Here is a 23624-nt window from a genome sequence, read left to right as displayed (position 1 = left end):
CTGCATCACCTGAGGACACTATTTTGAAAAAACTCCTGCTCCTGGCTTGCCTGCTGCTGTCCTGCGCCGCACATGCCGCCATCGACAGCGCTTTGCTGGCGCCCCTGGCCGGTGGCGATCCCGACGCCCGTGTCGACGCCATCGTCAAGATCGGCGCGCTGGCCAACGACGACGCCACCCGCCTGCTGACGGCCCTCAAGACCGACGCGCTGTACGCCACGCCGGACGGCCACGTCTTCATCGTCACCGACGACAAGGCCTACAACCCGGCGACCGGCGAAACCGGCCCTCTGCCCGAAGGCTTGGACGGCGTGATGGTCAACAACCGCCTGCGCGGTGCCGTCGACGACGCGCTGTCCGCGCTCAAGCTGTTCTCGCCGGATCGCGCGCAACGCCTTGCCGCAGCCACCGAGCTGCAAAAAAACGTCACGCTGGCACAGGCGCCGCTGATCGAAAAAGCGCTGGCGAAGGAGCAGGACCCGGACATCCGCACCATGCTGCAACTGGTCGCCGGCACCGCCAACCTGCAATCGCCGGACGCCGCCAAGCGCAAGGCCGCCGTCGAAGCGCTGTCCGACAGCAGCAACGCCAATCTGCGCCCGCTGCTGCAAGCGATGCAGGGCGAGAAGGAGCCCGACCAGGCCGTGCGCGTGGCCGCCGCCCACACCTTGCAGGCGCTGGACAGCCGCCTCGCGCGCACCGAATTTATCGGTAACGTCTTCTATGGCATCTCGCTGGCCAGCGTGCTGCTGCTGACGGCACTGGGCCTGGCCATCACCTTCGGTCTGATGGGCATCATCAACATGGCCCACGGAGAGCTGCTGATGATCGGCGCCTACACCACCTACCTGTGCCAGCTCGCCTTCCGCAACTACTTTCCCTCGGCTGTGGACTGCTATCTGATCGCCGCGCTGCCCGCCGCCTTCCTGGTCACGGCCGCTGTCGGTATCGCGCTGGAGCGCACGGTGATCCGCTGGCTGTACGGGCGTCCGCTCGAAACCCTGCTTGCCACCTGGGGCATCAGCCTGATACTGATGCAGGCGGTACGCACCATCTTCGGCGCGCAGAACGTCGAAGTGGCCAATCCGTCGTGGATGTCCGGCGGCGTGACGGTGCTTGGCTCGCTGGTGCTGGCCTACAACCGCATCGTCATCATCGTCTTCGCGCTGCTGGTGGTGGCCGGCGTCTGGCTGATACTGAACAAGACGCGGCTTGGCCTGTTCGTCCGCGCCGTAATGCAGAACCGCCGCATGGCCGGCTGCGTCGGCGTGTCCACCGCGAAGATCGACATGATGACCTTCGGTTTGGGCTCCGGCATCGCGGGGCTGGGCGGAGTGGCCTTGTCGCAGCTGGGTAACGTGGGGCCGGACCTGGGCCAGAGCTACATCGTCGATTCCTTCATGGTGGTGGTGTTGGGCGGCGTCGGCCAACTGGCGGGCACCATCATCGCCGCGCTGGGACTGGGCGAAGCGAACAAATTCCTGGAACCGGTGGCGGGCGCGGTGTTGGCCAAGATCGCCATCCTGGTCTTCATCATCATGTTTATCCAGAAGCGGCCGCAGGGCCTGTTCGCCATGAAAGGCAGGAGCGCGGAATGAATCAACCCTCTCTCTTTTCCCATCGGGCGTGGAGCGGCATCGCCGCCTGCTGCCTTGTGCTGGCCGCGCTGCCGGTGCTGAACCTGGCCTTTGCGGACGGCCATCCGCTGCATGTGCCGAGCTACATGGTCAGCCTGGTCGGCAAATTCATGTGCTACGCGCTGGCCGCGCTGGCGCTCGACATGGTGTGGGGCTACGCGGGCATCCTGTCGCTGGGCCACGGCGTGTTCTTCGCGCTGGGTGCCTACGCACACGGCATGTACCTGATGCGCGCCATCGGCAGGGAAGGCGTGTACCAGAGCGACCTGCCGGATTTCATGGTCTTCCTCGACTGGAAAACCTATCCCTGGTACTGGACCGCCACCGACAGCTTCTGGTACTGCCTTGCGCTGGTGGTGCTGGTGCCTGGCGTGCTGGCGTTCGTGTTCGGTTTCTTCGCTTTCCGCTCGCGCATCAAGGGCGTGTACTTCTCGATCATCACGCAAGCCATGACGTATGCGTTCATGCTGCTGTTCTTCCGGAATAACACCGGCTTTGGCGGGAACAACGGCTTCACGGACTTCAAGCGGATACTGGGCTACTCCATCAGCGCACCCGCCACCAAGGCCACGCTGTACCTGGTCACGCTGGCGATGCTGGCCGGCTCGCTGCTGCTGTGCCGCTGGATCGTCAAGTCCAAGCTGGGGCGCGTGCTGCAGGCGGTACGCGATTCGGAATCGCGGCTGATGTTCATCGGCTATAACCCGCTGTGGTTCAAGCTGTTCGTCTGGACGCTGTCGGCGGTGCTGTGCGGGATCGCCGGCGCGCTGTACGTGCCGCAGGTCGGCATCATCAATCCGTCCGAGATGTCGCCGGCGAATTCGATCGAGATGGTGATCTGGGCGGCGGTGGGCGGACGCGGCACGCTGCTGGGCCCCATCATCGGCGCGTTCTCGGTCAATGGTTTGAAAAGCTGGTTCACCGGCGCCTTCCCGAACCTGTGGCTGTTCGCGCTTGGCCTGATTTTTATCCTGGTGACGCGCTATCTGCCGCAGGGCATAGCCGGACTGGCCGCGCGCTTGCGCAAGGAGCAGCCATGAGCGCCAACGAACATTTGAACATCTCGTCGGGGCGCGTGGCGGAGCCGGGGCTGGACACCACGCACGGCGCCATCCTGTACCTGGAAGAGATCACGGTGTCGTTCGACGGCTTCCGCGCCTTGAATAAACTGAGTCTGGATATTTCGGTGGGCGAGCTGCGGTGCATCATCGGGCCTAACGGCGCGGGCAAGACCACGATGATGGACGTCATCACCGGCAAGACGCGGCCCACATCCGGCACGGCGTTCTTTGGCCAGACCATGGACCTGAGCCGCATGACGGAATACCAGATCGCCCACGCCGGCATCGGCCGCAAGTTCCAGCGCCCGACCATCTTCGAACAGCACACGGTGTTTGAAAACCTCGAACTGGCGATGAAGACCGACAAGCGCGTGCGGCCCTCCTTGTTCGCGCGCCTGTCGTCCGAACAGCACGGCAAGATCGACGAGATCCTCAAGCTGATACGCCTGAACGGCAGCGAGCGGCGGCTGGCGGGCCTGCTGTCGCATGGGCAGAAGCAGTGGCTGGAGATCGGCATGCTGCTGATGCAGGAGCCGCAACTGATCCTGCTCGATGAACCGGTGGCCGGCATGTCCGACGCCGAAACGGCGCGCACGGCGGAACTGCTCAACGAATTGCGCGGCAAGCATTCGATCATGGTGGTGGAACACGACATGGCGTTCGTGACGGAGATCGCGCAGCAAGGCGTGGTGACGGTGCTGCACGAGGGCTCGGTACTGGCGCAGGGGACGATGGCGCAAGTGCAGTCCGACGAGCGAGTGATTGAAGTTTATCTGGGGCGCTGACGAATATGCTGCAAGTCGAAAAAATCAACCAGTACTACGGCTCCTCGCACACGCTGCGCGGCGTATCGCTGGAGCTGGAGCGGGGCAAGTGCATGGCGCTGTTGGGCCGCAATGGCGTCGGCAAGACCACGCTGCTCAAATGCCTGATGGGCGTGCTGCCGGTATCGGCCGGCACGGTGAGGCTGGAAGGGCGCGACATCACGCGCATGGCGCCGCACCAGCGCGCGCGGGCCGGCATCGCCTACGTGCCGCAGGGACGGGAGATCTTCGCCCGCCTGACGGTGGAGGAGAACCTGCTGATGGGCCTCGCCACGCACAGCGGCAGGAAGGCCTCCACCATCAAGGGCGAGGTGTACGAACTGTTCCCGGTGTTGAAGGACATGCTGCACCGGCGCGGCGGCGACCTGTCCGGCGGCCAGCAGCAGCAGCTGGCGATCGCCCGGGCGCTGCTGGCGGAGCCCAAGCTGATCATCCTCGACGAGCCGACCGAAGGCATCCAGCCCTCCATCATCAAGGACATCGGCAACGTGATCCGGCTGCTGCGCCAGCGCGGCGACATGGCCATCCTGTTGTGCGAGCAGTACTTCGATTTTGCCCATGAACTGGCCGACCAGTTCATCGTGCTGTCGCGCGGCGAGGTGGTGGCATCCGGCGCGCAGGCGGCGATGAACGACCCGGAGGTCAAGCGCCATCTGGCCGTCTAGGCGGGCGCCGGCTGCACGGCAGTGACAAAGCGTGCATTTCGCACTTAAATTTCATGCTACATTGTCCTTCTTGTCACTTTGTAGTCATCATGAATCCACGATTGTCACGTTATGTATTTTTGCTGGTGCCGTTTGTGCTGTTGGTGCTTTACTGGATATCGAGCCGCCCCGGCGATGGCCCGGCGGTGACGGCGCGCCGGGACGCTGCCCACGACGACGTCAGGCTGGCGCGTAGCTGTTCGGACTTCCAACGCACCGGCAATCTGAGCGTGCCGGATGGCGACCATGTACGGCCGGCGACCGATGCCGAGAAATCCGCGGAAGAGTCGCGGTGCGCCGGCTCGGCCGAATCGTCGGAGTAGACGTCGCGCCCGCGCGCCATGCGCCCGGAAGTTGGCCGCTTCCACGATAACTGATAAAGTATCGGTCCTTTTTTATTTGTCAGGTTCCCCGTGGAGTTGCGTTTGCTTTTTTATATCCTCGATCTGATCGGCGTTGCCGTCTTCGCCGCCAGTGGCACGCTGGCGGCGATGGCTTCCCATCTGGATCTGTTGGGAGTGATGGTGCTGGCCGCGATGACCGCCATCGGCGGCGGCACCGTGCGCGACTTGCTGCTGAACCGCCATCCGGTGTTCTGGATCGAAGACCCCAAGCCGCTGCTGGTGATCGTCGGTTCGGCGCTCTTTACGATCCTGTGGGTGCAGGTGCTGCCGATACCGACCGATGCCTTGCTGATCGCCGACGCGTTGGGGCTGGCGCTGTTCGCCATGTCCGGCGCCAAGGTGGCGGAGGCGCAGGGCTGCCGCGCGCTGATCGTCATCCTGATGGGCACACTGACCGGCGTTGGCGGTGGCCTGGTGCGCGATATCCTGTCGGCCAAGGTGCCGCTGATACTGCGCAAGGATATCTACGCGACCGCCGCCATCGCCGGCATCCTGTTGTACATCCTGCTTAAGAAGGCCGGCATGCCGCAGCGCTGGGCGTTCGGCGCCGGCCTGGTTTCTATCGTGGTGGTGCGCCTGCTGGCGATTCAACTGGGCTTGCGTCTGCCGTCGTTCTGATCCGCAGCTTGCCCATCGCGACCGCCGCGGCCGAGGTGCGCGTTTCCACGCCCAGCTTGACGAACACGTGTTCCAGGTGCTTGTTCACGGTGCGCGGGCTGGTGCCGAGGATGTCGCCGATGTCGCGGTTGGTCTTGCCCTTGATGACCCAGTTCAGCACCTCCGATTCGCGCTGCGTCAGTTTGAAGGACGCCATCAGCTTCTCGATCTGTGCGCTGTCCGATTCCTCGCGCAGCACGATCATCCACTGCTCGTTTTCGCTGAACTCCGCCGCCGAGAAGATCAGGCGGCGGCTGGCCCGCTGCAGCGTCAGCGGCGGATGCGACTGGCCCTGGCTGTGCGCCAGCTGCGTTGCCGCCAGCCACGCCGTCAACTCCGTATCGACCGCGTAACCCTGCATCAGCGTGCGCGCCAGCGGCGTTTGCCAGACGATCTTGCCGTCGCCAGGCGTCATCGCGATCACCGCGTTGCCGAAGGCGTCCAGCGCGCTGCGGGCCTGGTCCATCAGGCGGGCGGTCTGCATGTGGGCGGCGATCCGCACCAGCACCTCGCTCGTGCGCACCGGCTTGCTGACATAATCGTTGCCGCCAGCCGCGAAGGCCGCCACCACGTGCTCCGCTTCCGTCAGCCCGGTCATGAACACCACCGGAATGTGGCGCGTGGCCAGGCTGGCTTTTAGATGGCGGCAGGTTTCGAAGCCGTCCATGCCAGGCATGACGGCGTCCAGCAGGATGACGTCCGGCTGCGCCTCGGCGGCGCGCTGCAAGGCGGTTGCGCCGTTGTTCGCCACCAGTACGGTGTAGCCCGATTCGTCCAGCGCATCGTGCAGCACGGCCAGGTTTTCCGGCACGTCGTCCACCACCAGGACCACGGCGCGGTCAGTGTTGAAGTTCATTGTCTTGGTTCTTTCGGAGGAAGTCGGCCATCGCGTCCAATTGGAAGCGGGCGGCGTAGTTGCGCATGGTTTGCGTGAAGTGCAGGTAGCGCGCATCGAGCGCGCTGATTTCATCGAGCTTGTTCTGGATGCCGCGCACATAGCCGATGCGGACCAGTTCATTCAAGGCTTCCAGGTACGCGGCGGGCGGCAGTATCAATTGCTTCAGCTCCGGCGCGGCCGCAGCCACCTCGATGCTGATGGCGGGCTGCGTGATCCACTCCAGCGCCAGGCGCTGGCCTATCCAGTCCAGCAGCTCGGCCACGTTGACCGGCTTGACGATGAAGTCCGCCGCCGTGATGCCGGCCGCGTTTTCCATGCCCTTGTCGAAGGCGTTGGCGGAGACGATGGCGATCGGCACCTGCGACAGCTGGCGGCGGCGCAGGATGTAGCTGGCTTCCCAGCCGTCCATGGCCGGCATGGCCAGGTCCATCAGGATCAGGTCCGGCTGGAAGGAGGCGTGCAGGTCCAGGCATTCCAGCCCGGATTCGGCCAGCGCCACCTCGAACCCCAGCGGCTGCAGGATATTGAGCAGCATCTCGCGGTCCACCCGCTCGTTGTCCACCACCAGGATGCGGCGCCGCGTGCCGTGGTAGCCGGTGCGCTGCGCCGAGGGTTGCTCCAGCCGTTGCAGCTCGCGCGCTGAGGCGTGCACGCTGGGCAGGAACAGGCGGATGTGGAACACGCTGCCTTGCTGCGGCGTGCTGCGGATATTCAGTTCGCCGCCCATCAGCTGCGTCAGCATCTTGGAGATCGGCAGGCCAAGGCCGGTGCCGCTGGCGTTGGCGTGCGCGCTGGCGCTGCCGCGCGAGAAGGGCTCGAAGATATGGTCGATCTCCTCCTGCAGGATGCCGGGGCCGGTGTCCTCGATTTCGAACGAGGCCATCTCGCGCGCATACTGCAGCCGCAGCACGATGCCGCCGCTGCTGGTGAACTTGACTGCGTTGCCGAGGATGTTGATGAGGATTTGCCCCAGCCGCTTGCGGTCGGCGCGCACGATGCGCGGCAGCACGCCGGTCAGCTCGTAGCGGAAGGCCAGGCCCTTGTTGGCCGCCTGCAGTTCGAACATACGCACGATCTGGCCGATGAAGTCGGGGAAGTTCAGCTCCTTCATGTCGAAGTTGAATTTTCCGCCCTCGATGCGGGCGATGTCGAGCGTGCCCTCGATCAGCGACAGCAGGTGCTCGCCGCTGCCCCGGATCACACGGATCGCCTGCTGGCGGTGCTCCGGTATCGACGGGTCGTTGTCCAGCAGCTGCGCGTAGCCGAGGATGGAGTTGAGCGGCGTGCGAATCTCGTGGCTGATGCCGGCGATGTAGCGGCTTTTGGCCTGGTTGGCCAGGTCGGCGGTCTTCTTGGCTTGCTGGAGCTGGGCGTCGGTCTGGCTGTGCAGTTCGATCTCGCGCGTCAGCAGGCCGGTCTGCCGGTTCGATTCCTCCTGCGCCACGCGCCGGCTTTCGCTGGTCAGCACCAGCCACCAGGCGACGATGCCGCTGGTGAGCAGCAGCGCCGCGAAGATCTTGAAGAACACCAGCCGCAGTTGCGGCAGCAGCGCGGCGTCGCCGGCCGGCAGCACCGATTGTTCGTGGTAGTAGATCAGGCCAAGCAGCGCGCCGAAGAACAGCACCGTGACGATCATCAGCAGCAGGTAGTGTCCCAGTCCGCTGCTCAGGTAGCGCCACAGGGACTTGGGCAGCAGCGCCTGCATCGCCGCTTGCCATTGCGACGACACCTTCGCGTGCGGCTTGCAGACGTCGTTGCAGCGCGCGTCCAGGCAGCAGCACAGGGAGCAGATCGAGCCTTGGTAGGCGGGGCAGTGCGCCATGTCCTCGGACTCGTATTCCTTTTCGCAGATCACGCAGGTCTTGCTGTGCACATGCACCGGCTTGCGGGCGGTGTAGTACTTACCCTTGGTGGCGATGGCGATCAGCGGCGCGGCCACGAAGGCCGTCAGCAGCGCGATGAAGGCGGAGAAGGCCTGCGCCTGGTGGCCGAACAATCCCATGAACGCCGCCACCGACAGGGCCGACGCCAGCAGCATGGCGCCGACGCCGACCGGGTTGATGTCGTACAGGTAGGCGCGGCGGAACTCGATGCCCTTGGGGCTCAGGCCCAGCGGCTTGTTGACCACCAGGTCCGCCACCACCGCCGTGATCCACGAGATGGCGATGTTGGAGTACAGGCCGAGCACCTGGTCGAGCGCCTGGAACACGTCCAGCTCCATCAGCAGCACCGCGATCAGCGCGTTGAACACGGCCCACACCACGCGCCCCGGATGGCTGTGCGTGAGCCTCGCGAAGAAGTTGGACCAGGCCAGCGAGCCGGCGTAGGCGTTGGTCATGTTGATCTTGACCTGCGAGATCACCACCAGCAGCGCGGTGGCCAGCAGCGCCGTCGACGGGTTGGCGAACACCTGGCCGAAGCCGGCCAGGTACATCTGCGTCGGGTTGACGGCCTGCGCCAGCGGCACCGCGCTGCTGAACGCCAGGAAGGCCAGCAGCGCGCCGCCCAGCATCTTGGCGATGCCGAGCAGGATCCAGCCCGGCCCCGCGATCAACACGCCCATGTGCCAGCGGAAGCGGTTGGCGGCGGTCTTTTGCGGCATGAACCGCAGGAAGTCGACCTGCTCGCCGATCTGCGTGATCAGCGCCACGCCGACCGCCGTGGCGGCGCCGAACATCAGCACGTTGAAGTGGCCGTTCTCGCCGGAGCGGCCGGCGTAGTGCAGCAGCTGCGGCAGCAATTCCGGCTGCTTGCGCAGGATGGCGATGAAAGGCAGGGCCATGAGCACCAGCCACACCGGCTGCGTCAGCATCTGGATGCGGCTGATCAGCGTGACGCCGTGCGTCACCAGCGGGATCACGATCAGGGCGCTGACCATGTAGCCCAGGTAGAGCGGCAGGTGGAAGTACAGCTCCAGCGCGTAGGCCATGATGGCCGCCTCCAGCGCGAACAGGATGAAGGTGAACGAGGCGTAGACGAAGGACGATATCGTCGAGCCGATGTAGCCGAAGCCGGCGCCGCGCGTCAGCAGGTCCATGTCGACGCCGTAGGTGGCGGCGTAGTAGCTGATCGGCAGGCCGGTGAGGAAGATGATCAGGCCCACCGCCATGATGGCCCACAGCGCGTTGATGAAGCCGTAGTTGACGGTGATGGTGCCGCCGATCGCCTCCAGCACCAGGAAGGAGATCGCGCCGAAGGCCGTGTTGGAGACCCGGAACACCGACCATTTGCGGAACGCGCGCGGCGTGTAGCGCAGCGCGTAGTCCTCGATGGTTTCGCTGGCCACCCAGGTGTTGTAGTCGCGGCGGATCTTGACGATGCGCTGCGTCGGTTCGGTCTCTGTCGTTGCCATGCCGGGCCCATAAAAAAAAGCAGCTATTAAGCTGCTTTTTTTAAGCAAGTTGCATGCCCGGCAAGTTCAGCGTTGCTTGCCGCTGTTGAGTTTGTCCAGCAGGCGGGACAGTTCTTCCTGCATCGACGGCGACAGGTTGAGGAACTGGCAGCCGATCTGCACCTGCTCGCCCAGCAGGAAGGAGCGGAAGGTGCGCGACAGGCGGATCTCCAGGTCGGCGATCATCACCGAATCCGGGCCCAGCTCCAGCCGCACGCGCTGCAGCTTGCGGCCCACGTACAGGCCGACGCAGTCGCGCGGCGGCGCCCGCATGCCGACGCCGCCGGCCGAGAAGTCGTACAGCTGCAGTTCGTAGGGCTTGCCGTTCAGGACAAACGAGGCCATGTAGTAGATGCCGAGCGGGGTTTCCAGCCGGGTCGAGGCGCGGCGGTTCAGCACCTGGCACTTGAGCGGGAATTCCAGCGGGATCAGCGTCGGCTCGCCGGGCTTGCATGCCCAGTCCGCCGAGGTGAGCTTGAACTGGATCTTGGCCGAGCGCAGCCAGGCCACGAAGATGGCGTCGCCGGGCGGCAGGAACTCGCCCTCGTTGAGCTCCAGCACAAAGTACGGATTCTCGGGATCGACCGACTTGATGCGCGCCATCACCACATTGGTGGTGCTGGACGGATAAATCGAGATCGGGTCGCCGTTGTCGGCGAGCAGGGTCAGCGAATCGCCGATGTCATGCTCATCGGTCATGTCATGCGGCTTCGAACCCGCCGGTATGGGTTCCACAGCGTCTTTTAGGCTGGGCGGGCCGCGGCGAAATTCATTTGGTATAGGATCGTTCACGACGGCATATCTCTTTGGTAATGACTCTACGATGCGAGGTCGATCCACACAGTTTACAATCTATTCGCGCTCTTGGCTTGCTAAATGGCAAGAATATTTCGGTCACTGTGCGTTCTGGTCCACGCCTGCCTGATCAGAACTGTTCTTCGGGGCGCAGATAGCGCCATTGGCCCACCGGCAGGTCGCCCAGCTTGACCTTGCCGATACGTACACGTTTCAAACCGACTACCTTGAGGCCGACCATGTCGCACATGCGGCGGATCTGGCGTTTCTTGCCTTCGCGCAGCGTGAAGCTGAGCTGGTCGTCGTTCTGCCAGCGCACCTTGGCCGGCAGCAGCGGCTTGCCGTCCATCCACAGGCCGTGGTTGAGTTTTTTCAGGTCGCTATCGGGCAGCTTGCCCGGTTTGGTGTATTCGACCCGCACCAGGTATTCCTTGTCGACGTCGGTGGTTTCGCCGATCAGGTGCTTGGCCACGCGGCCGTCCTGGGTCAGCACCAGCAGGCCGACCGAGTCGATGTCCAGGCGGCCGGCCGGCACCAGCGAGCGCAGCTGGGTGGGGTGGAAGATCTCCGGCGACGGATCGTCCGGCCAGCGGTTCTCCGGCTTGACCAGCACCACGGCCGGCTGGTAGCCGTCCTCGGCCTGGCCGCTGACGTAGCCCATCGGCTTGTTGATCAGCACGGTCACGCGCTTGGACTGCTCGGCGGCGGCCTGGCGCTCGACCGTGACGCGCTGGCTCGGGTAGATCTTGGTGCCGAGTTCGGAGACGACCTGGCCGTCCACCCGTACCCAGCCGCGCGCTATCCACTCGTCGGCCTCACGGCGCGAGCACAGGCCCAGTTCGGACATGCGTTTGGACAGGCGTAATAATTCTTCGGACATGATGCGTTTTCTATGAAAGGTGAAGCTAAGTTTATACCTTGATCGCGTCCAGCAGGTCGGTTTCGAGCTGGATCTGGCTGCGGGCGTTGTTGAGTGTGGCGCCGTCGATGAGGAACACGTCCTCCACGCGCTCGCCCAGCGTCATCACCTTGGCGGTGTGCAGGTTGATCTTGTACTTGGTGAGCACGTTGGCGATCGAGTACAGCAGGCCGGTGCGGTCGTTGGCGGCCACCGACAGCAGGTAGTACTGGCCGCGCTCGTCCGGGCGCAGGTCCACCGTCGGCTGGATCGGGAAGGTGCGCGACAGCCGCGACAGCCGGCCCTTGCCCGGCGCCGGCAGCGGTTCCGGGTTGGTCAGTAGCGCGCACAGCTCGTGCTCGATCAGGCTGATGATGTCGCGGTAGCTCTTGGCGAAGTTCTGCTCGGTCACCAGGAAGGTGTCGAGCGCGTAGCCGTGGCGCGTGGTGTGGATCTTGGCGTCCAGGATGCTGAAGTTCTTGCGGTCGAAGTAGCTGCAGATGCGCGCGAACAGGTCCGGCTGGTCCTTGATGTAGACCGCGATCTGCAAGCCCTCTCCAATTGGCGCCAGGCGGCACTTGACCACCGGCCGGTCGCTGGTGAAGCGGTCGTACAGCGCGCGCGTCTGCCAGGCGATGTCGGAGGCGTCGTGGCGCAGGAAGTAGGCGACGTCGAGCTGCTTCCAGAACGGCTCGTGCGCGTCCGGCGGCAGGCCGTACAGGCGCAAGGTGGCCAGCGCCTCCTGCTGGCGGTTCTTCAGTTCGTGGTCGGCGCTGTGCGGCTCGCCGCCCAGCACGCGCAGCGTGATGCGGTACAGGTCTTCGAGCAGCTTGGCCTTCCACGCGTTCCACACCTTGGGGCTGGTGCCGCGGATGTCGGCCACCGTCAGCAGGTACAGCGCGGTCAGGTGGCGCTCGTCCTTGACCACTTTGGCGAAGGCGGCGATGACGTCCGGGTCCGACAGGTCCTGCTTCTGCGCCACCTGCGACATGGTCAGGTGGTTCTCGACCAGGAACACCACCAACTCGGTGTCCTCGGCGCTCAGGCCGTGCTCGACGCAGAACTGCTCGGCGTCGACCGTGCCCAGCTTGGAGTGGTCGCCGCCGCGGCCCTTGGCGATGTCGTGGAACAGCGCGCCCAGGTACAGCAGCCACGGCTGCGGGAAGTTGGCCATCAGTTGGCTGCAGAACGGGTATTCGTGCGCGTGCTCGGCCATCGTGAAGCGGCGCATGTTACGCACCACCATCAGGATGTGCTGGTCCACCGTGTAGACGTGGAACAGGTCGTGCTGCATCTGGCCGACGATCTTGCGGAAGTTGGGCAGGTAGCGGCCCAGGATGGACAGGTCGTTCATGCGGCGCAGCGCGTGGATGATGCCCACCGGCGCCTGCATGATGCGCAGGAACAGCGCGCGGTTGACCGGATCGGCGCGGAAGGCGGCGTCGATCTTGAAGCGCTCGTGCCACAGCGCGCGCATGGTGCGCGAGGTCATCCCTTGCAGCGAGGGGCGCTCGGTCATCAGCACGAAGATCTCCAGCATCGCCGACGGCGTGGTGGCGAAGGTGTCGTCGTCGCTGATGTCGATCAGGCCGTTGACGTCGTTGAAGCGTTCGTTGATGCGTACCGCCTCGCCCGACTTGGGGAACAGCCGCTCCTCGATGTTCTGCAGCAGGATGGTGTTCAGCTGCGTGACGGTCTTGGCGGCCCAGTAGTAGCGCTGCATCAGGTACTCGCTGGCGCGGCGCATGTTGACGCCGCTGCCGGTGGCCTGCAGGCCCAGCGATTCGGCGATGGCGGTCTGGACGTCGAACACCAGCCGGTCCTCGCGGCGGCCGGCGTGCAGGTGCAGGCGCACGCGGATGTCCTTGAAGGCACGCTCCTTCTCCATCAGCTGCTTGGCCTCGGTCTGCGTGATCAGGCCGCTGGTGGCCAGGGTGCGCCACGAGCTCGCCAGGCCGGCGGCCTTGACCATCCACAGGATCACCTGCAGGTCGCGCAGGCCGCCCGGGCTTTCCTTGCAGTTCGGCTCCAGGCTGAAGGCGGTGTCCTCGTACTTGGCATGGCGCTGGCGCATCTCCAGCACCTTGGCGTGGTAGAAGGCGCGCGGGTCCATCGCCGCCTGGTAGCGCTGCTGCAGTTGCTGGAACAGCGGCTCGTCGCCGACGATCAGGCGCGCTTCCAGCAGGCTGGTCTGCACGGTGATGTCGGCCGCCGATTCGCTCAGGCACTCGTCCACGGTGCGGATGCTGTGGCCGATCTCCAGGCCCAGGTCCCACAGCAGTTGCACCAGCTCCTCCAGCTTGGCGGTGGTGTCGGCGTCGGGGGCGCGCTCCAGCAGGATCAGCAGGTCGACGTCGGAATAGGGGAACAGCTCGCCGCGGCCGTAGCCGCCCACGCCGACCAGCGCCGTGTTGGCCGGCAGCCGGGCTTCGTGCCAGGCCGTGGTCAGCACCGCGTCCACGCTCTGGCGCAGGCTGCGCAGCAGCTTCTCCGGCATGCCGTCCGCCTGGAAGCCGGCGATGACGACCTGGCGGTCGGCCTTCAGCTGACGCTTGAGTTGTTCGCGCAGTTCCTTCTTCATCGCCGCGGCTGGCATCCCGTACCTATGCCGCGACGGCAGCGGCGTTGGCGATAAACGCCGGCGGCGGCGGGCTGCCGGCCGACAGCGTCAGCACCTCGTAGCCGGTCTCGGTGACCAGGATGGTGTGTTCCCACTGGGCCGACAGGCTGCGGTCCTTGGTTTTGATGGTCCAGCCGTCGCCCATTTCGCGGATCTCGCGCTTGCCGGCGTTGATCATCGGCTCGATGGTGAAGATCATGCCCGGCTGCAGCTCGTCGAGCGTGCCGGGGCGGCCGTAGTGCAGCACCTGCGGTTCCTCGTGGAAGATCTTGCCGATGCCGTGGCCGCAGAACTCGCGCACCACGCTGTAGCCGGCTTTTTCCGCGTGCTGCTGGATCACGTGGCCGATGTCGCCCAGGTGGGCGCCCGGCTTGACCTTGGAAATGCCCAGCCACATGCACTCGTAGGTGATGTCGGACAGGCGCTTGGCCAGGATCGACGGTTCGCCGATGAAGAACATGCGGCTGTTGTCGCCGTGGTAGCCGTTCTTGATGACGGTGATGTCGAGGTTGACCACGTCGCCGTTCTTGAGCACCTTGTCGCCGGGGATGCCGTGGCAGATGACGTCGTTGACCGAGGTGCAGATGGCCTTGGGGTAGGGCGTGTAGCCGGGCGGGCAGTAGTTCAGCGGCGCCGGGATGGTGCCCTGCACGTTGACCATGTATTCGTGGCAGAGGCGATCCAGTTCGCCGGTGGTCACGCCGGCCTTGACGAAGGGCGTGATGTAGTCCAGCACTTCGGAGCCCAAGCGGCCGGCCACGCGCATGCCGGCGATATCTTCGGCGGATTTAATGGAAATAGACATAGTGGATCGCAATCAGCAAAGTAAACGGTAAAAACGCAGGCGGCGAGCGGATCGGATCGGCTCGCGGCGTGCAAATATGTTGAAATTATAAACGACGCGGGGCGGCCCCGCTCGGGAATGCAAGGATGGTGCCCGCTGTGGCGCGCGGGCGCCACAGCCGGGTGCGGGGGACTCAGCCCGGCTGGCGGCGCTGGCGGCGGCGCGCGGCCACGCCCAGGATGCCCAGGCCGGCCAGCAGCATGGCCCAGGTGTCGGCTTCCGGCACGGCGCTGGGGCCGGGCGAGATGCCGTCGTCGCCGCCGTGCGGCAGGAAGGGCGTCAGCGGATGCGGGTCGATCACCACCAGATTGCCGTCTGGGTCGGTCTCGAATTCAAACTTCTCCGGCAGGTTGAATTCTTCGACGCCCGGCGGATTGATTTGCTTGAAGGCGTCCAGGGCGGCCTGGCGTTGCTGGCTGGTGCGATCCGCCGGTTCCGCTTCTTCCGGCTCGACGGGCTCGGCATCGACCAAGCCCAGGTCCTTGTTGCCCACCTTGTTGCCCAGTTTGGCGACCGGAGGCGGCGCGACCGGCGCCTTGGCGACCGTGTCCGGCTTGCGGGTGATGCGGCTGACGTTGCCGCAGATTTTCGGCACCAGGATGCAGTGCTCGCCGACGCAGTAGACCGCGCCCGGCTCCTGGCGCTGCGGGCTCCATTTGCCGCGGGTGACGGTGGTGCACACCGAGGCGGCGCCGAAGTGCATGTCGCGGATGGTCGGGTCGTACTGGTTCTTGCCGGCGATGCCGTCACGGGTGATGGTGACCTTGTCGTCGGACTGACCTTCCTCCATGCGGCGCTTGAGCGTGCTGCGCACGGCGTCCGGGATATCGGTGTAGCGGTCGATCGCGGCCGAGGTCTTGCCGGTGTAGGGATTGACGCCCGGATGATCCCAGGAACAGCTGGGCTGGACAGTGGAGGCTGCAGCAAGCGTCATGGCTAACAGGATGGACATAAGGTTGTGCCTTTACCAAGGATTTGTGTCTTGCAAATCAATATCTATTGTTGAGATGTAATTTTAATTTACGCAATGGTATTACAAAATCGCTACTCATGCCTAAAAAAATAACTTTTTATTTGATGCGCAACAATTGGGTGCGAAAATTCGGGGCGGCGCACCAGGTTGGGGCGTCGGCTGGTTGGCGGTGTGCGGTGCTTGCCTAAGTGGCTGTTTTCAGGGTAGAATCTCGGGTTGCTTGAATTCGGTTTGAGCAATGTTGCAAAATCAAGTTGTTAATTTCTATTAATAAACGCGAATCCGGTCGACAAGGGTGCCTCTATGGTGACTGATCGGATTCCAGACCCAACCCTGGAGTTTAATATGTCCGTAACTATGCGCGAAATGCTGGAAGCCGGTGTCCACTTCGGTCACCAAACCCGTTTCTGGAACCCAAAGATGGCTCCGTTCATCTTCGGTCACCGCAACAAGATCCATATCATCAACTTGGAAAAGACGATGGGTATGTATCAAGAAGCGATGAAGCACGTGAAACAGGTCGCTTCGAACCGTGGCACCATCCTGATGGTCGGCACCAAGCGTCAAGCCCGCGAGATCATCGCTGCTGAAGCGGCACGCGCAGGCGTTCCTTTCGTCGACCAGCGTTGGCTGGGCGGCATGCTGACCAACTTCAAGACCATCAAGACCTCGATCAAGCGCCTGAAAGACATGGAAGCCTCGATCGAAGACGGTTCGGTTGAGAAGCTGTCGAAAAAAGAAGCGCTGATGTTCCAACGCGAAATGATCAAGCTGCAAAAATCGATCGGCGGCATCAAGGACATGGGCGGCGTTCCTGACGCAATCTTCGTCGTTGACGTTGGCTACCATAAAGGCGCCATCACCGAAGCCGCAAAACTGGGCATCCCAGTTATCGGCGTGGTCGATACCAACCACTCGCCAGAAGGCGTTCAGTTCGTCATTCCAGGCAACGACGACTCGTCGAAAGCCATCACTCTGTACGCCCGCGGCGTCGCAGATGCGATCCTGGAAGGCCGTGCTGCTGCCGGTAACGAAGTAGTTGAAATGGTTAAAGCTGCAGCTGGCGACGAATTCGTCGAAGTTTCCGAACAGGCTTAATCGTTCGCAACAAGCTGTAAGGAAAAAGGGGTGGCCAACAGCTCCCCCTTTTTTTTAACGTAAATGGTTAGAGCTGCGCTCACCATCCCACCCGAACACCGAATACAGGAGAATCACATGGCAGCTATTACTGCAGCAATGGTAGGCGAACTGCGCGCGAAGACTGACGCGCCTATGATGGAATGCAAAAAGGCACTGACCGAAGCCGAAGGCGACATGGGTCGTGCGGAAGAGATCCTGCGCGTCAAGCTGGGCGGCAAGGCATCGAAAGCCTCGGCACGCATCACCGCCGAAGGCGTTGTTGCAACCTTCATCGCCGGCGGCGTAGGCGCGCTGGTTGAAGTCAACTCCGAAACCGACTTCGTCGCCAAGAACGACGACTTCCTGGCCCTGGCCAACAACGCAGCACGCCTGGTTGTCGAGCACAACCCAGCCGACGTTGCAGCCCTGCTGGCGCTGCCGCTGGACGGCAAGACCCTGGACGAAGTGCGCGCAGCACTGATCGGCAAAATCGGCGAAAACATGTCGATCCGCCGCTTCCAGCGTTTCGAAACCACCGGCAAGCTGGCTTCCTACCTGCACGGCTCGCGCATCGGCGTGATCGTCGACTTCGAAGGCGCCGACGAGCAAGTGGGTAAAGACGTGGCCATGCACATCGCCGCGATGAAGCCGGTGTCGCTGTCGTCGGAACAGGTTCCGGCGGAACTGATCGAAAAAGAGCGTTCGGTTGCAAAACTGAAAGCTGAAGAAGACGCAGCCAAGGCCGCCGCCGAGGGCAAGCCAGCGCAATCGCCGGAAATCCTGGCCAAGCGCCTGGAAGGCTCGGTACAGAAGTTCCTGAAAGAAGTGTCGCTGCTGAACCAGGCTTTCGTGAAGAACGACAAGCAATCGATCGAGCAGATGCTGAAAGAGAAAGCCACCACCGTCAAGGCCTTCACCATGTACGTGGTGGGCGAGGGCATCGAGAAGAAAGTGGACGACTTCGCCGCAGAGGTGGCCGCACAGATGGCTGCTTCCAAAGGAGCGTAATACCAAAGAAAACGGGCCGAGAGGCCCGTTTTTTTAGCCTGACCAAAGTTTTACCCGCAGCACCCGTAGTCATTCAGTCGTTCCCGGCGTCGACCAAGGTATCATAGGCGCCGGCAGCCTTACCCGAATAAACCCAACTTAGGAGCCTCGTCTCATGTCAAAACCAGCCTACAAGCGCGTCCTCCTCAAATTGTCCGGCGAAGCCCTGATGGGCGATGATCCTTACGGCATCAACCGCGGCACGATCGAACGGATGGTCGCCGATGTGGCAGAGGTCGCGAAACTGGGCGTGGAACTGGCGATCGTCATTGGCGGCGGCAACATCTTCCGTGGCGTCGCCCCCGGTGCGCAAGGCATGGACCGCGCCACCGCCGACTACATGGGCATGCTGGCCACCGTCATGAACGCGCTGGCGCTGGCCGACGCGATGCGCCATGTCGGCATCACCGCCCGCGTGATGTCGGCGATCGGCATCGAACAGGTGGTCGAGCCGTATGTGCGCCCGAAAGCCTTGCAGTATCTGGAAGAAGGCAAGGTCGTGGTGTTCGCGGCCGGCACCGGCAACCCGTTCTTCACCACCGACACCGCGGCGGCATTGCGCGGCTCGGAGATGAGCGCGGAGATCGTGCTCAAGGCCACCAAGGTCGACGGTGTGTACACCGCCGATCCGAAGAAAGACCCGAACGCCACGCTGTACAGCTCCATCACCTTCGACGAAGCCATCGCCAAGCATCTGCAAGTCATGGACGCCACCGCCTTCGCGCTGTGCCGCGACCAGAAACTGCCGATCAAAGTGTTTTCCATCACCAAGCCGGGCGCGCTGATGCGTGTCATCATGGGCGAGGATGAGGGTACACTGGTTCACGTTTAAACATATCCCGATTACAGGAGAGCAGCAATGTCCGTAGCTGACGTTAAAAAGAGTGCGCAAGAACGCATGATCAAATCGCTGGAAACCTTGCGCGCCGATCTGGCCAAGGTTCGCACCGGCCGCGCCCACACCGGCATCCTGGACCACGTGCAGGTCGAGTACTACGGTTCGCCGACCGCGCTGACCCAGGTCGCCAACGTGACCCTGATCGACGCCCGCACCATCGGTGTGCAGCCGTTCGAGAAGAAGATGGCCGCGACCATCGAGAAGGCCATCCGCGACGCCGACCTGGGCCTGAACCCGTCGGCGCAGGGCGACATGATCCGCGTGCCGACCCCGCCGCTGACCGAGGAACGCCGCAAGGAAATGGTCAAGCTGGTCAAGAGCGAAGCGGAAGACGCGAAGATCGCCGTCCGCAACATCCGCCGCGACGCCAATGAAGGCATGAAGAAGCTGGTCAAGGACAAGGCGATCTCGGAAGACGACGAGCGCCGCGGCACCGACGAAGTGCAGAAGCTGACCGACAAGTTCATCGTCGACATCGACAAGATGGTCGCCGAGAAGGAAAAAGAAGTTCTGACGGTTTAACACCCGCGGACGCCAGCAGCCGGCCCGCGGACTCGTCCGAGGGGCGCTCTGGCGTCTTGTTTTTTTGCGCCACACCTGCAATACTTTACACTTTGGCACCAAAGTTTTCATGAAATATACGAGTTCGACTACTGAGGTTCCAGACGCGCCGTCCGTGCCGCGCCATGTCGCGATCATCATGGATGGCAACGGCCGCTGGGCGACCAAGCGCTACCTGCCGCGCGTGGCGGGCCACGTCAAGGGCGTGGACGCGGTGCGCACCGTGGTCGAGGCCTGCGCCCGCCGCGGCGTCGAGTACCTGACCCTGTTCGCCTTCAGTTCCGAAAACTGGCGCCGCCCGGAAGAGGAAGTGTCCCTGCTGATGCGCCTGTTCGTGACGGCGCTCGACCGCGAAGTCTCCAAGCTGCACGCCAACAACATCCGCCTCAAGGTGGTCGGCGACCTGTCGCGCTTCGACGAGAAGCTGCAAGGCATGATCGCCAGCGCCGAGCGCAAGACCGCCAACAACACCCGCATGACCGTGACCGTGTGCGCCAACTACGGCGGCCGCTGGGACATCATGCAGGCGGTCGGCCAGATGGTGGCCGCCCATCCCGGCGCCGCCAACTTCACGGAAGAGCAGCTGGCGCCGCACCTGGCGATGGCCTACGCGCCCGAGCCCGACCTGTTCATCCGCACCGGCGGCGAGCAGCGCATCTCCAATTTCCTGCTGTGGCAGCTCGCCTACACCGAGCTGTTCTTCACCGACACCTACTGGCCCGATTTTTCGATCGAGAGCCTCGACGAGGCGATCGCCTCCTACCAGCACCGGGAGCGGCGCTTCGGCCGCACCGGCGCGCAACTGGCAGAAAAGAAAAGCTGATGCTGAAAACGAGGATTATTACCGCTGTGGTCTTGCTGGCGGTGCTGCTGCCGGTCCTGTTCTTCAACTACTTCCCAGCGTTTGCCGTCGTCGCCACGCTCTTCCTGGGCGCCGCGATGTGGGAGGCCGCCCGCCTGTTCGGCCTGTCCGCCATGCGCGCGCGCGTGGTCGGCATCGCCGGCGCCGTGCTGTTCGTGTTCCTGCTGCAGCACTCGGGCAAGCCGGGCGCGTTGACCGCGCTGTACGGCGCGGCCTGCCTGCTGTGGCTGATCCGCTATGCGCCGTCGCTGGGCCTGGGCCTGCCGCCGCTGGCCGGCGCGGCCAACTGGTCGCTGGCGATCACGTTCAGCTTCGCCATCTTCGCCTGCTTCTTCGCCATCGTCGGCCTGTACCAGCACTCCGCGCTGTATTTGCTGTCGGTGATGGTGCTGGTGTGGATCGCCGACATCGGCGCCTACTTCTCCGGCAAGGCCTTCGGCAAGCGCAAGCTGGCGCCGTCCATCTCGCCGGGTAAGTCGTGGGAGGGCGCCATCGGCGGCGGCATCGCCGTGCTGGCGATCTCGTCGGCGAGCGTGCTGCTGGCCGCCGGCCAGCCGTGGCTGCGCGACACCTTCGCCGTCCAATTGCAGGCGCGCTTCGGCTGGCCGCTGGCCTTGCTGGTGCTGCTGCTGATCGTCGCCGCGTCGGTGATCGGCGACCTGTTCGAATCCCAACTCAAGCGCCGCGCCGCGATCAAGGACAGCAGCAACCTGCTGCCGGGCCACGGCGGCGTGCTTGACCGTATTGACGCCTTGATCCCGGTCCTGCCGCTGGCCGCGCTGATCGGCTCCTGGTTCTGAAAGAATTGACTATGCAACGCATCACCATCCTTGGCGCCACCGGTTCGATCGGCGTGTCCACGCTGGACGTGCTGGCCCGCCATCCCGAGCGCTACGGCGTCTACGCGCTGTCGGCGCATAGCCGCGTCGAGGAGCTGGCGGCCCAGTGCATCCAGTTCCGTCCCGCGCGCGCGGTGGTCGGCACGGCGGCCGGCGCCAGTCAACTGAGCGCACTGCTGCGCGCCGCCGGCGTCAACACCGAAGTGGAATATGGCGAGGCCGCCCTGTGCAGCATCGCCAGCGCGCCCGAAGTCGACAGCGTGATGGCCGCCATCGTTGGCGCGGCCGGCCTGGCGCCGACGCTGGCCGCGGCCCGCGCCGGCAAGAAGGTCCTGCTGGCCAACAAGGAGGCGCTGGTGATGTCCGGCCAGCTGTTCATCGACGCCGCCCGGCAGGCCGGCGCGGTGCTGCTGCCGATCGACAGTGAACACAATGCGATCTTCCAGTGCATGCCGCAGTTCGGCGGCCGCATGCCGGCGGTGCGCGACGAGGCGGCCGGTATCGCCAAGATCCTGCTGACCGCTTCCGGCGGCCCGTTCCTGACGCGCGACGTCGCCACGCTGGATGCGGTGACGCCGGAGCAGGCCTGCAAGCACCCCAACTGGTCGATGGGCCGCAAGATCTCGGTCGATTCGGCCACGATGATGAACAAGGGCCTGGAAGTGATCGAGGCGCACTGGCTGTTCGGCGCGCCGGCCGAGCGCATCGAGGTCGTCATCCATCCGCAATCGGTGATCCATTCGATGGTGTCGTACATGGACGGTTCCGTGCTGGCGCAGCTGGGCAACCCCGACATGCGTACGCCGATCGCCCACGCGCTGGCCTACCCGGAGCGCATCGCCTCGGGCGTGGCGCAGCTCGACCTGACGCAGATCGCCACGCTGCGGTTCGAGCGTCCCGACTTCAATCGCTTCCCCTGTCTGGCGCTGGCCTTCGACGCGCTCAAGGCCGGCGGCACCGCGCCGGCGCTGCTGAACGCGGCCAACGAGATCGCGGTGCAAGCCTTCCTCGACCTGAAGATCGGCTTCCGCCAGATCGACCGCGTGATCGCGCACGTGATGGAGGCGCTGCCGCACGGCGCCGCCGACAGCATCGCCGCCGTGATGGCGCAGGATGCCGCCGCCCGCGCCGCCGCTGAAACCTATATCGCCGGACTGGCAAAATGAACTTCCTCCAAACCGCGCTGGCCTTCGCCGTTTGCCTGGGCTCCCTGATCATCTTCCACGAACTGGGGCACTATCTGGTGGCGCGCTGGTGCGGGGTGAAGGTGCTGCGCTTCTCGGTTGGCATGGGCAAGGTGGTGTGGTCGCGCCGATTCGGCCGCGACCAGACCGAATGGGCGGTATCGGCGCTGCCGCTGGGCGGCTACGTGAAAATGCTCGACGCCCGCGAGGGCGACCTGGGCGACCTGCCGGCCGAAGACCTGAAGCGCGAGTTCACGCGCCAGAACGTCTGGAAGCGCATCGCCATCGTGGCCGCCGGCCCGCTGGCCAACTTCCTGCTGGCGATCCTGCTGTATGCGGGCCTGTACCTGCACGGCGTGGAAGAGCCGACCAGCAAGATCAACGTGCGCGCCACCGAGACGGCGACCGCCGCCGCGCCATCGGCCGCCTGGAGCGCAGGCTTGCGCAGCGGCGACGTGGTCACCGCCGTCAACGAGCAGCCGGTGGCCGTCTGGTCGGAGCTGCGCTGGAACCTGATGCAGGCCGCCATCGACAAGACCGAGGCCCGCATCGCGGTCGAACGCGCGGGGCAGGGCCGCTTCAGCTTCGTGCTGCCGGCCGCCGTGCTGGCGGCGCAGGACCTGGACGGCGACGTGCCGGGCAAGCTGGGTCTGGGCGTGGCCCGTCCGGCGCCGGTGGTGGCGGAAGTGATCGCCGCCAGTCCCGCCGCGCACGGCGGCCTGCAGAAGGGCGACCTGCTGCTGTCGGTGGACGGCGTGCCGGTGGCCGACGGCATCGCCTTCATCGAGACGATCGGCAACGCCGCCGGCAAGACGGTGCGGGTGGCGGTGCGCCGCGCCGGCCAGCAGCTGGTGCTGGCCATGGTGCCCCGGGCCGAGCAGGCAAAGACCGGTAAGGGAACTGTAACAGTAGGTAAGATCGGCGCTTACATCGCGCTGCAGCCGGATATGATCACCGTGCCATCGTCCCCGCTTGCGGCCGTCGGCAAGGCGGTGGCGCGGGTCTGGGACACCAGCGTCATGTCGGTCAAGATGATCGGCAAAATGATCACCGGCGAGGTCTCGCTGAAGAACGTCACCGGCCCGATCACCATCGCCGATTACGCCGGGCAGACCGCGCGCATGGGCGCGGCCAGCTATCTGAGCTTCATCGCCTTCATCAGCATCAGTTTGGGGGTGATGAATTTGCTACCGATTCCGGTTCTAGATGGGGGGCATTTGCTGTATTATTCGCTGGAAGTTTTAACTGGGCGTTCTGTGCCGGAGCGTTTTGGAGAGATTGCTCAGCGCCTTGGCATAGGCTTGTTGCTGACGCTGATGCTGCTGGCGGTGTTTAACGACGTCGCGCGGCTGCTGTAGCAGGTTCGCTTTGTATATGAGTAGTTCGTTGATTTAGCCATTGAATAACC

Annotated in this window: 21 protein-coding genes; 14 read left to right on the top strand and 7 right to left on the bottom strand. The window is 64.3% G+C overall.

Annotated elements, in window-relative coordinates; genetic code table 11:
- Positions 1-23: 23 nt before the first annotated feature.
- From urtB to HUX88_RS03685, 6 genes are all read left to right on the top strand, one after another.
- Positions 24-1598, top strand: coding sequence for an urea ABC transporter permease subunit UrtB (gene urtB / locus HUX88_RS03710; RefSeq protein ID WP_176360891.1), 1575 nt, complete (start codon positions 24-26; stop codon positions 1596-1598).
- On the top strand, positions 1595-2677 hold the full coding sequence (gene urtC, locus HUX88_RS03705) for an urea ABC transporter permease subunit UrtC (protein ID WP_117011337.1): 1083 nt from the start codon (positions 1595-1597) through the stop codon (positions 2675-2677). Before urtB ends, urtC begins: the two co-directional genes overlap by 4 nt.
- Entirely contained in the window at positions 2674-3483 is an 810-nt protein-coding gene (gene urtD / locus HUX88_RS03700; protein ID WP_176360890.1) for an urea ABC transporter ATP-binding protein UrtD, read from the top strand. Before urtC ends, urtD begins: the two co-directional genes overlap by 4 nt.
- Before the next feature lie 5 nt (positions 3484-3488).
- Positions 3489-4187 (top strand): urea ABC transporter ATP-binding subunit UrtE, encoded by a 699-nt coding sequence (gene urtE, locus HUX88_RS03695; protein WP_117011335.1) that lies wholly within the window; start codon positions 3489-3491, stop codon positions 4185-4187.
- Positions 4188-4276: 89 nt separating this feature from the next.
- Entirely contained in the window at positions 4277-4549 is a 273-nt protein-coding gene (locus HUX88_RS03690) for a hypothetical protein (RefSeq protein ID WP_147330530.1), read from the top strand.
- Between the two features lie 102 nt (positions 4550-4651).
- The gene (locus tag HUX88_RS03685) at positions 4652-5248 is read left to right on the top strand and encodes a trimeric intracellular cation channel family protein (RefSeq protein ID WP_117011333.1); all 597 of its coding nucleotides are present in this window, start codon (positions 4652-4654) and stop codon (positions 5246-5248) included.
- Here HUX88_RS03685 and HUX88_RS03680 read toward each other — a convergent pair.
- From HUX88_RS03680 to HUX88_RS03650, 7 genes are all read right to left on the bottom strand, one after another.
- On the bottom strand, positions 5190-6143 hold the full coding sequence (locus HUX88_RS03680) for a response regulator transcription factor (protein WP_176360889.1): 954 nt from the start codon (positions 6141-6143) through the stop codon (positions 5190-5192). The two genes, HUX88_RS03685 and HUX88_RS03680, sit on opposite strands and share 59 nt — an antisense overlap.
- Complete coding sequence (locus HUX88_RS03675; RefSeq protein WP_176360888.1) at positions 6127-9537, bottom strand: ATP-binding protein; 3411 nt, start codon at positions 9535-9537, stop codon at positions 6127-6129. Before HUX88_RS03675 ends, HUX88_RS03680 begins: the two co-directional genes overlap by 17 nt.
- A 66-nt stretch (positions 9538-9603) precedes the next feature.
- Positions 9604-10275, bottom strand: a complete 672-nt coding sequence (locus HUX88_RS03670) for a flagellar brake protein (protein WP_117011330.1) — start codon at positions 10273-10275, stop codon at positions 9604-9606.
- A 226-nt stretch (positions 10276-10501) separates the two neighbouring features.
- Entirely contained in the window at positions 10502-11251 is a 750-nt protein-coding gene (locus tag HUX88_RS03665) for a pseudouridine synthase (protein WP_008449305.1), read from the bottom strand.
- Positions 11252-11282: 31 nt separating this feature from the next.
- Complete coding sequence (locus HUX88_RS03660) at positions 11283-13865, bottom strand: [protein-PII] uridylyltransferase (protein ID WP_229219189.1); 2583 nt, start codon at positions 13863-13865, stop codon at positions 11283-11285.
- A gap of 7 nt (positions 13866-13872) precedes the next feature.
- The gene (gene map / locus HUX88_RS03655; RefSeq protein ID WP_176360886.1) at positions 13873-14694 is read right to left on the bottom strand and encodes a type I methionyl aminopeptidase; all 822 of its coding nucleotides are present in this window, start codon (positions 14692-14694) and stop codon (positions 13873-13875) included.
- A 172-nt stretch (positions 14695-14866) separates the two neighbouring features.
- Positions 14867-15685, bottom strand: coding sequence for an MHFG family PEP-CTERM protein (locus HUX88_RS03650; RefSeq protein ID WP_117011327.1), 819 nt, complete (start codon positions 15683-15685; stop codon positions 14867-14869).
- A 366-nt stretch (positions 15686-16051) separates the two neighbouring features.
- Here HUX88_RS03650 and rpsB point away from each other — a divergent pair, with 366 nt between their 5' ends.
- The 8 genes from rpsB (at position 16052) to rseP (ending at position 23574) form a co-directional block, all read left to right on the top strand.
- Positions 16052-16804: a 30S ribosomal protein S2 gene (rpsB, locus tag HUX88_RS03645; RefSeq protein WP_117011326.1), complete on the top strand. Its 753-nt coding sequence runs from the start codon at positions 16052-16054 to the stop codon at positions 16802-16804.
- 117 nt (positions 16805-16921) lie between these two features.
- Entirely contained in the window at positions 16922-17833 is a 912-nt protein-coding gene (tsf, locus tag HUX88_RS03640; RefSeq protein WP_117011325.1) for a translation elongation factor Ts, read from the top strand.
- Positions 17834-17987: 154 nt separating this feature from the next.
- Positions 17988-18704 carry a UMP kinase gene (pyrH, locus tag HUX88_RS03635; RefSeq protein ID WP_020702755.1) on the top strand — a complete coding sequence of 239 codons (717 nt, stop codon included), beginning with the start codon at positions 17988-17990 and terminating at the stop codon, positions 18702-18704.
- Between the two features lie 27 nt (positions 18705-18731).
- On the top strand, positions 18732-19292 hold the full coding sequence (gene frr / locus HUX88_RS03630) for a ribosome recycling factor (protein ID WP_116988648.1): 561 nt from the start codon (positions 18732-18734) through the stop codon (positions 19290-19292).
- A gap of 109 nt (positions 19293-19401) precedes the next feature.
- A complete protein-coding gene (gene uppS / locus HUX88_RS03625; RefSeq protein ID WP_117011324.1) occupies positions 19402-20154 on the top strand; it encodes a polyprenyl diphosphate synthase in 753 nt (250 codons plus the stop codon).
- A complete protein-coding gene (locus HUX88_RS03620; RefSeq protein WP_176360885.1) occupies positions 20154-20993 on the top strand; it encodes a phosphatidate cytidylyltransferase in 840 nt (279 codons plus the stop codon). The genes uppS and HUX88_RS03620 overlap by 1 nt, the downstream gene beginning before the upstream one ends.
- Before the next feature lie 11 nt (positions 20994-21004).
- On the top strand, positions 21005-22198 hold the full coding sequence (gene ispC, locus HUX88_RS03615; RefSeq protein WP_176360884.1) for a 1-deoxy-D-xylulose-5-phosphate reductoisomerase: 1194 nt from the start codon (positions 21005-21007) through the stop codon (positions 22196-22198).
- Positions 22195-23574 (top strand): RIP metalloprotease RseP, encoded by a 1380-nt coding sequence (gene rseP, locus HUX88_RS03610; protein ID WP_176360883.1) that lies wholly within the window; start codon positions 22195-22197, stop codon positions 23572-23574. The genes ispC and rseP overlap by 4 nt, the downstream gene beginning before the upstream one ends.
- The last annotated feature ends 50 nt before the right edge of the window (positions 23575-23624 follow it).

The sequence above is a fragment of the Duganella sp. BJB1802 genome (genome assembly GCF_013369445.1).
GTDB classification, from domain to species: Bacteria; Pseudomonadota; Gammaproteobacteria; order Burkholderiales; family Burkholderiaceae_D; genus Rugamonas; species Rugamonas vulcania_A.
The sequence above is the reverse complement of the archived record's forward strand: the minus strand, read 5'-3'. Positions and strand labels throughout refer to the sequence as shown.

Bases quoted from the DNA above. Each gene is read 5' to 3' on its own strand.
- urtC (WP_117011337.1), top strand. From the start codon at position 1,595: ATGAATCAACCCTCTCTCTTTTCCCATCGGGCGTGGAGCGGCATCGCC.
- urtD (WP_176360890.1), top strand. From the start codon at position 2,674: ATGAGCGCCAACGAACATTTGAACATCTCGTCGGGGCGCGTGGCGGAG.
- urtE (WP_117011335.1), top strand. From the start codon at position 3,489: ATGCTGCAAGTCGAAAAAATCAACCAGTACTACGGCTCCTCGCACACG.
- HUX88_RS03690 (WP_147330530.1), top strand. From the start codon at position 4,277: ATGAATCCACGATTGTCACGTTATGTATTTTTGCTGGTGCCGTTTGTG.
- HUX88_RS03680 (WP_176360889.1), bottom strand. From the start codon at position 6,143: ATGAACTTCAACACTGACCGCGCCGTGGTCCTGGTGGTGGACGACGTG.
- HUX88_RS03675 (WP_176360888.1), bottom strand. From the start codon at position 9,537: ATGGCAACGACAGAGACCGAACCGACGCAGCGCATCGTCAAGATCCGC.
- HUX88_RS03670 (WP_117011330.1), bottom strand. From the start codon at position 10,275: ATGACCGATGAGCATGACATCGGCGATTCGCTGACCCTGCTCGCCGAC.
- HUX88_RS03665 (WP_008449305.1), bottom strand. From the start codon at position 11,251: ATGTCCGAAGAATTATTACGCCTGTCCAAACGCATGTCCGAACTGGGC.
- HUX88_RS03660 (WP_229219189.1), bottom strand. From the start codon at position 13,865: ATGCCAGCCGCGGCGATGAAGAAGGAACTGCGCGAACAACTCAAGCGT.
- map (WP_176360886.1), bottom strand. From the start codon at position 14,694: ATGTCTATTTCCATTAAATCCGCCGAAGATATCGCCGGCATGCGCGTG.
- HUX88_RS03650 (WP_117011327.1), bottom strand. From the start codon at position 15,685: ATGTCCATCCTGTTAGCCATGACGCTTGCTGCAGCCTCCACTGTCCAG.
- rpsB (WP_117011326.1), top strand. From the start codon at position 16,052: ATGTCCGTAACTATGCGCGAAATGCTGGAAGCCGGTGTCCACTTCGGT.
- tsf (WP_117011325.1), top strand. From the start codon at position 16,922: ATGGCAGCTATTACTGCAGCAATGGTAGGCGAACTGCGCGCGAAGACT.
- pyrH (WP_020702755.1), top strand. From the start codon at position 17,988: ATGTCAAAACCAGCCTACAAGCGCGTCCTCCTCAAATTGTCCGGCGAA.
- frr (WP_116988648.1), top strand. From the start codon at position 18,732: ATGTCCGTAGCTGACGTTAAAAAGAGTGCGCAAGAACGCATGATCAAA.
- uppS (WP_117011324.1), top strand. From the start codon at position 19,402: ATGAAATATACGAGTTCGACTACTGAGGTTCCAGACGCGCCGTCCGTG.
- HUX88_RS03620 (WP_176360885.1), top strand. From the start codon at position 20,154: ATGCTGAAAACGAGGATTATTACCGCTGTGGTCTTGCTGGCGGTGCTG.
- ispC (WP_176360884.1), top strand. From the start codon at position 21,005: ATGCAACGCATCACCATCCTTGGCGCCACCGGTTCGATCGGCGTGTCC.
- rseP (WP_176360883.1), top strand. From the start codon at position 22,195: ATGAACTTCCTCCAAACCGCGCTGGCCTTCGCCGTTTGCCTGGGCTCC.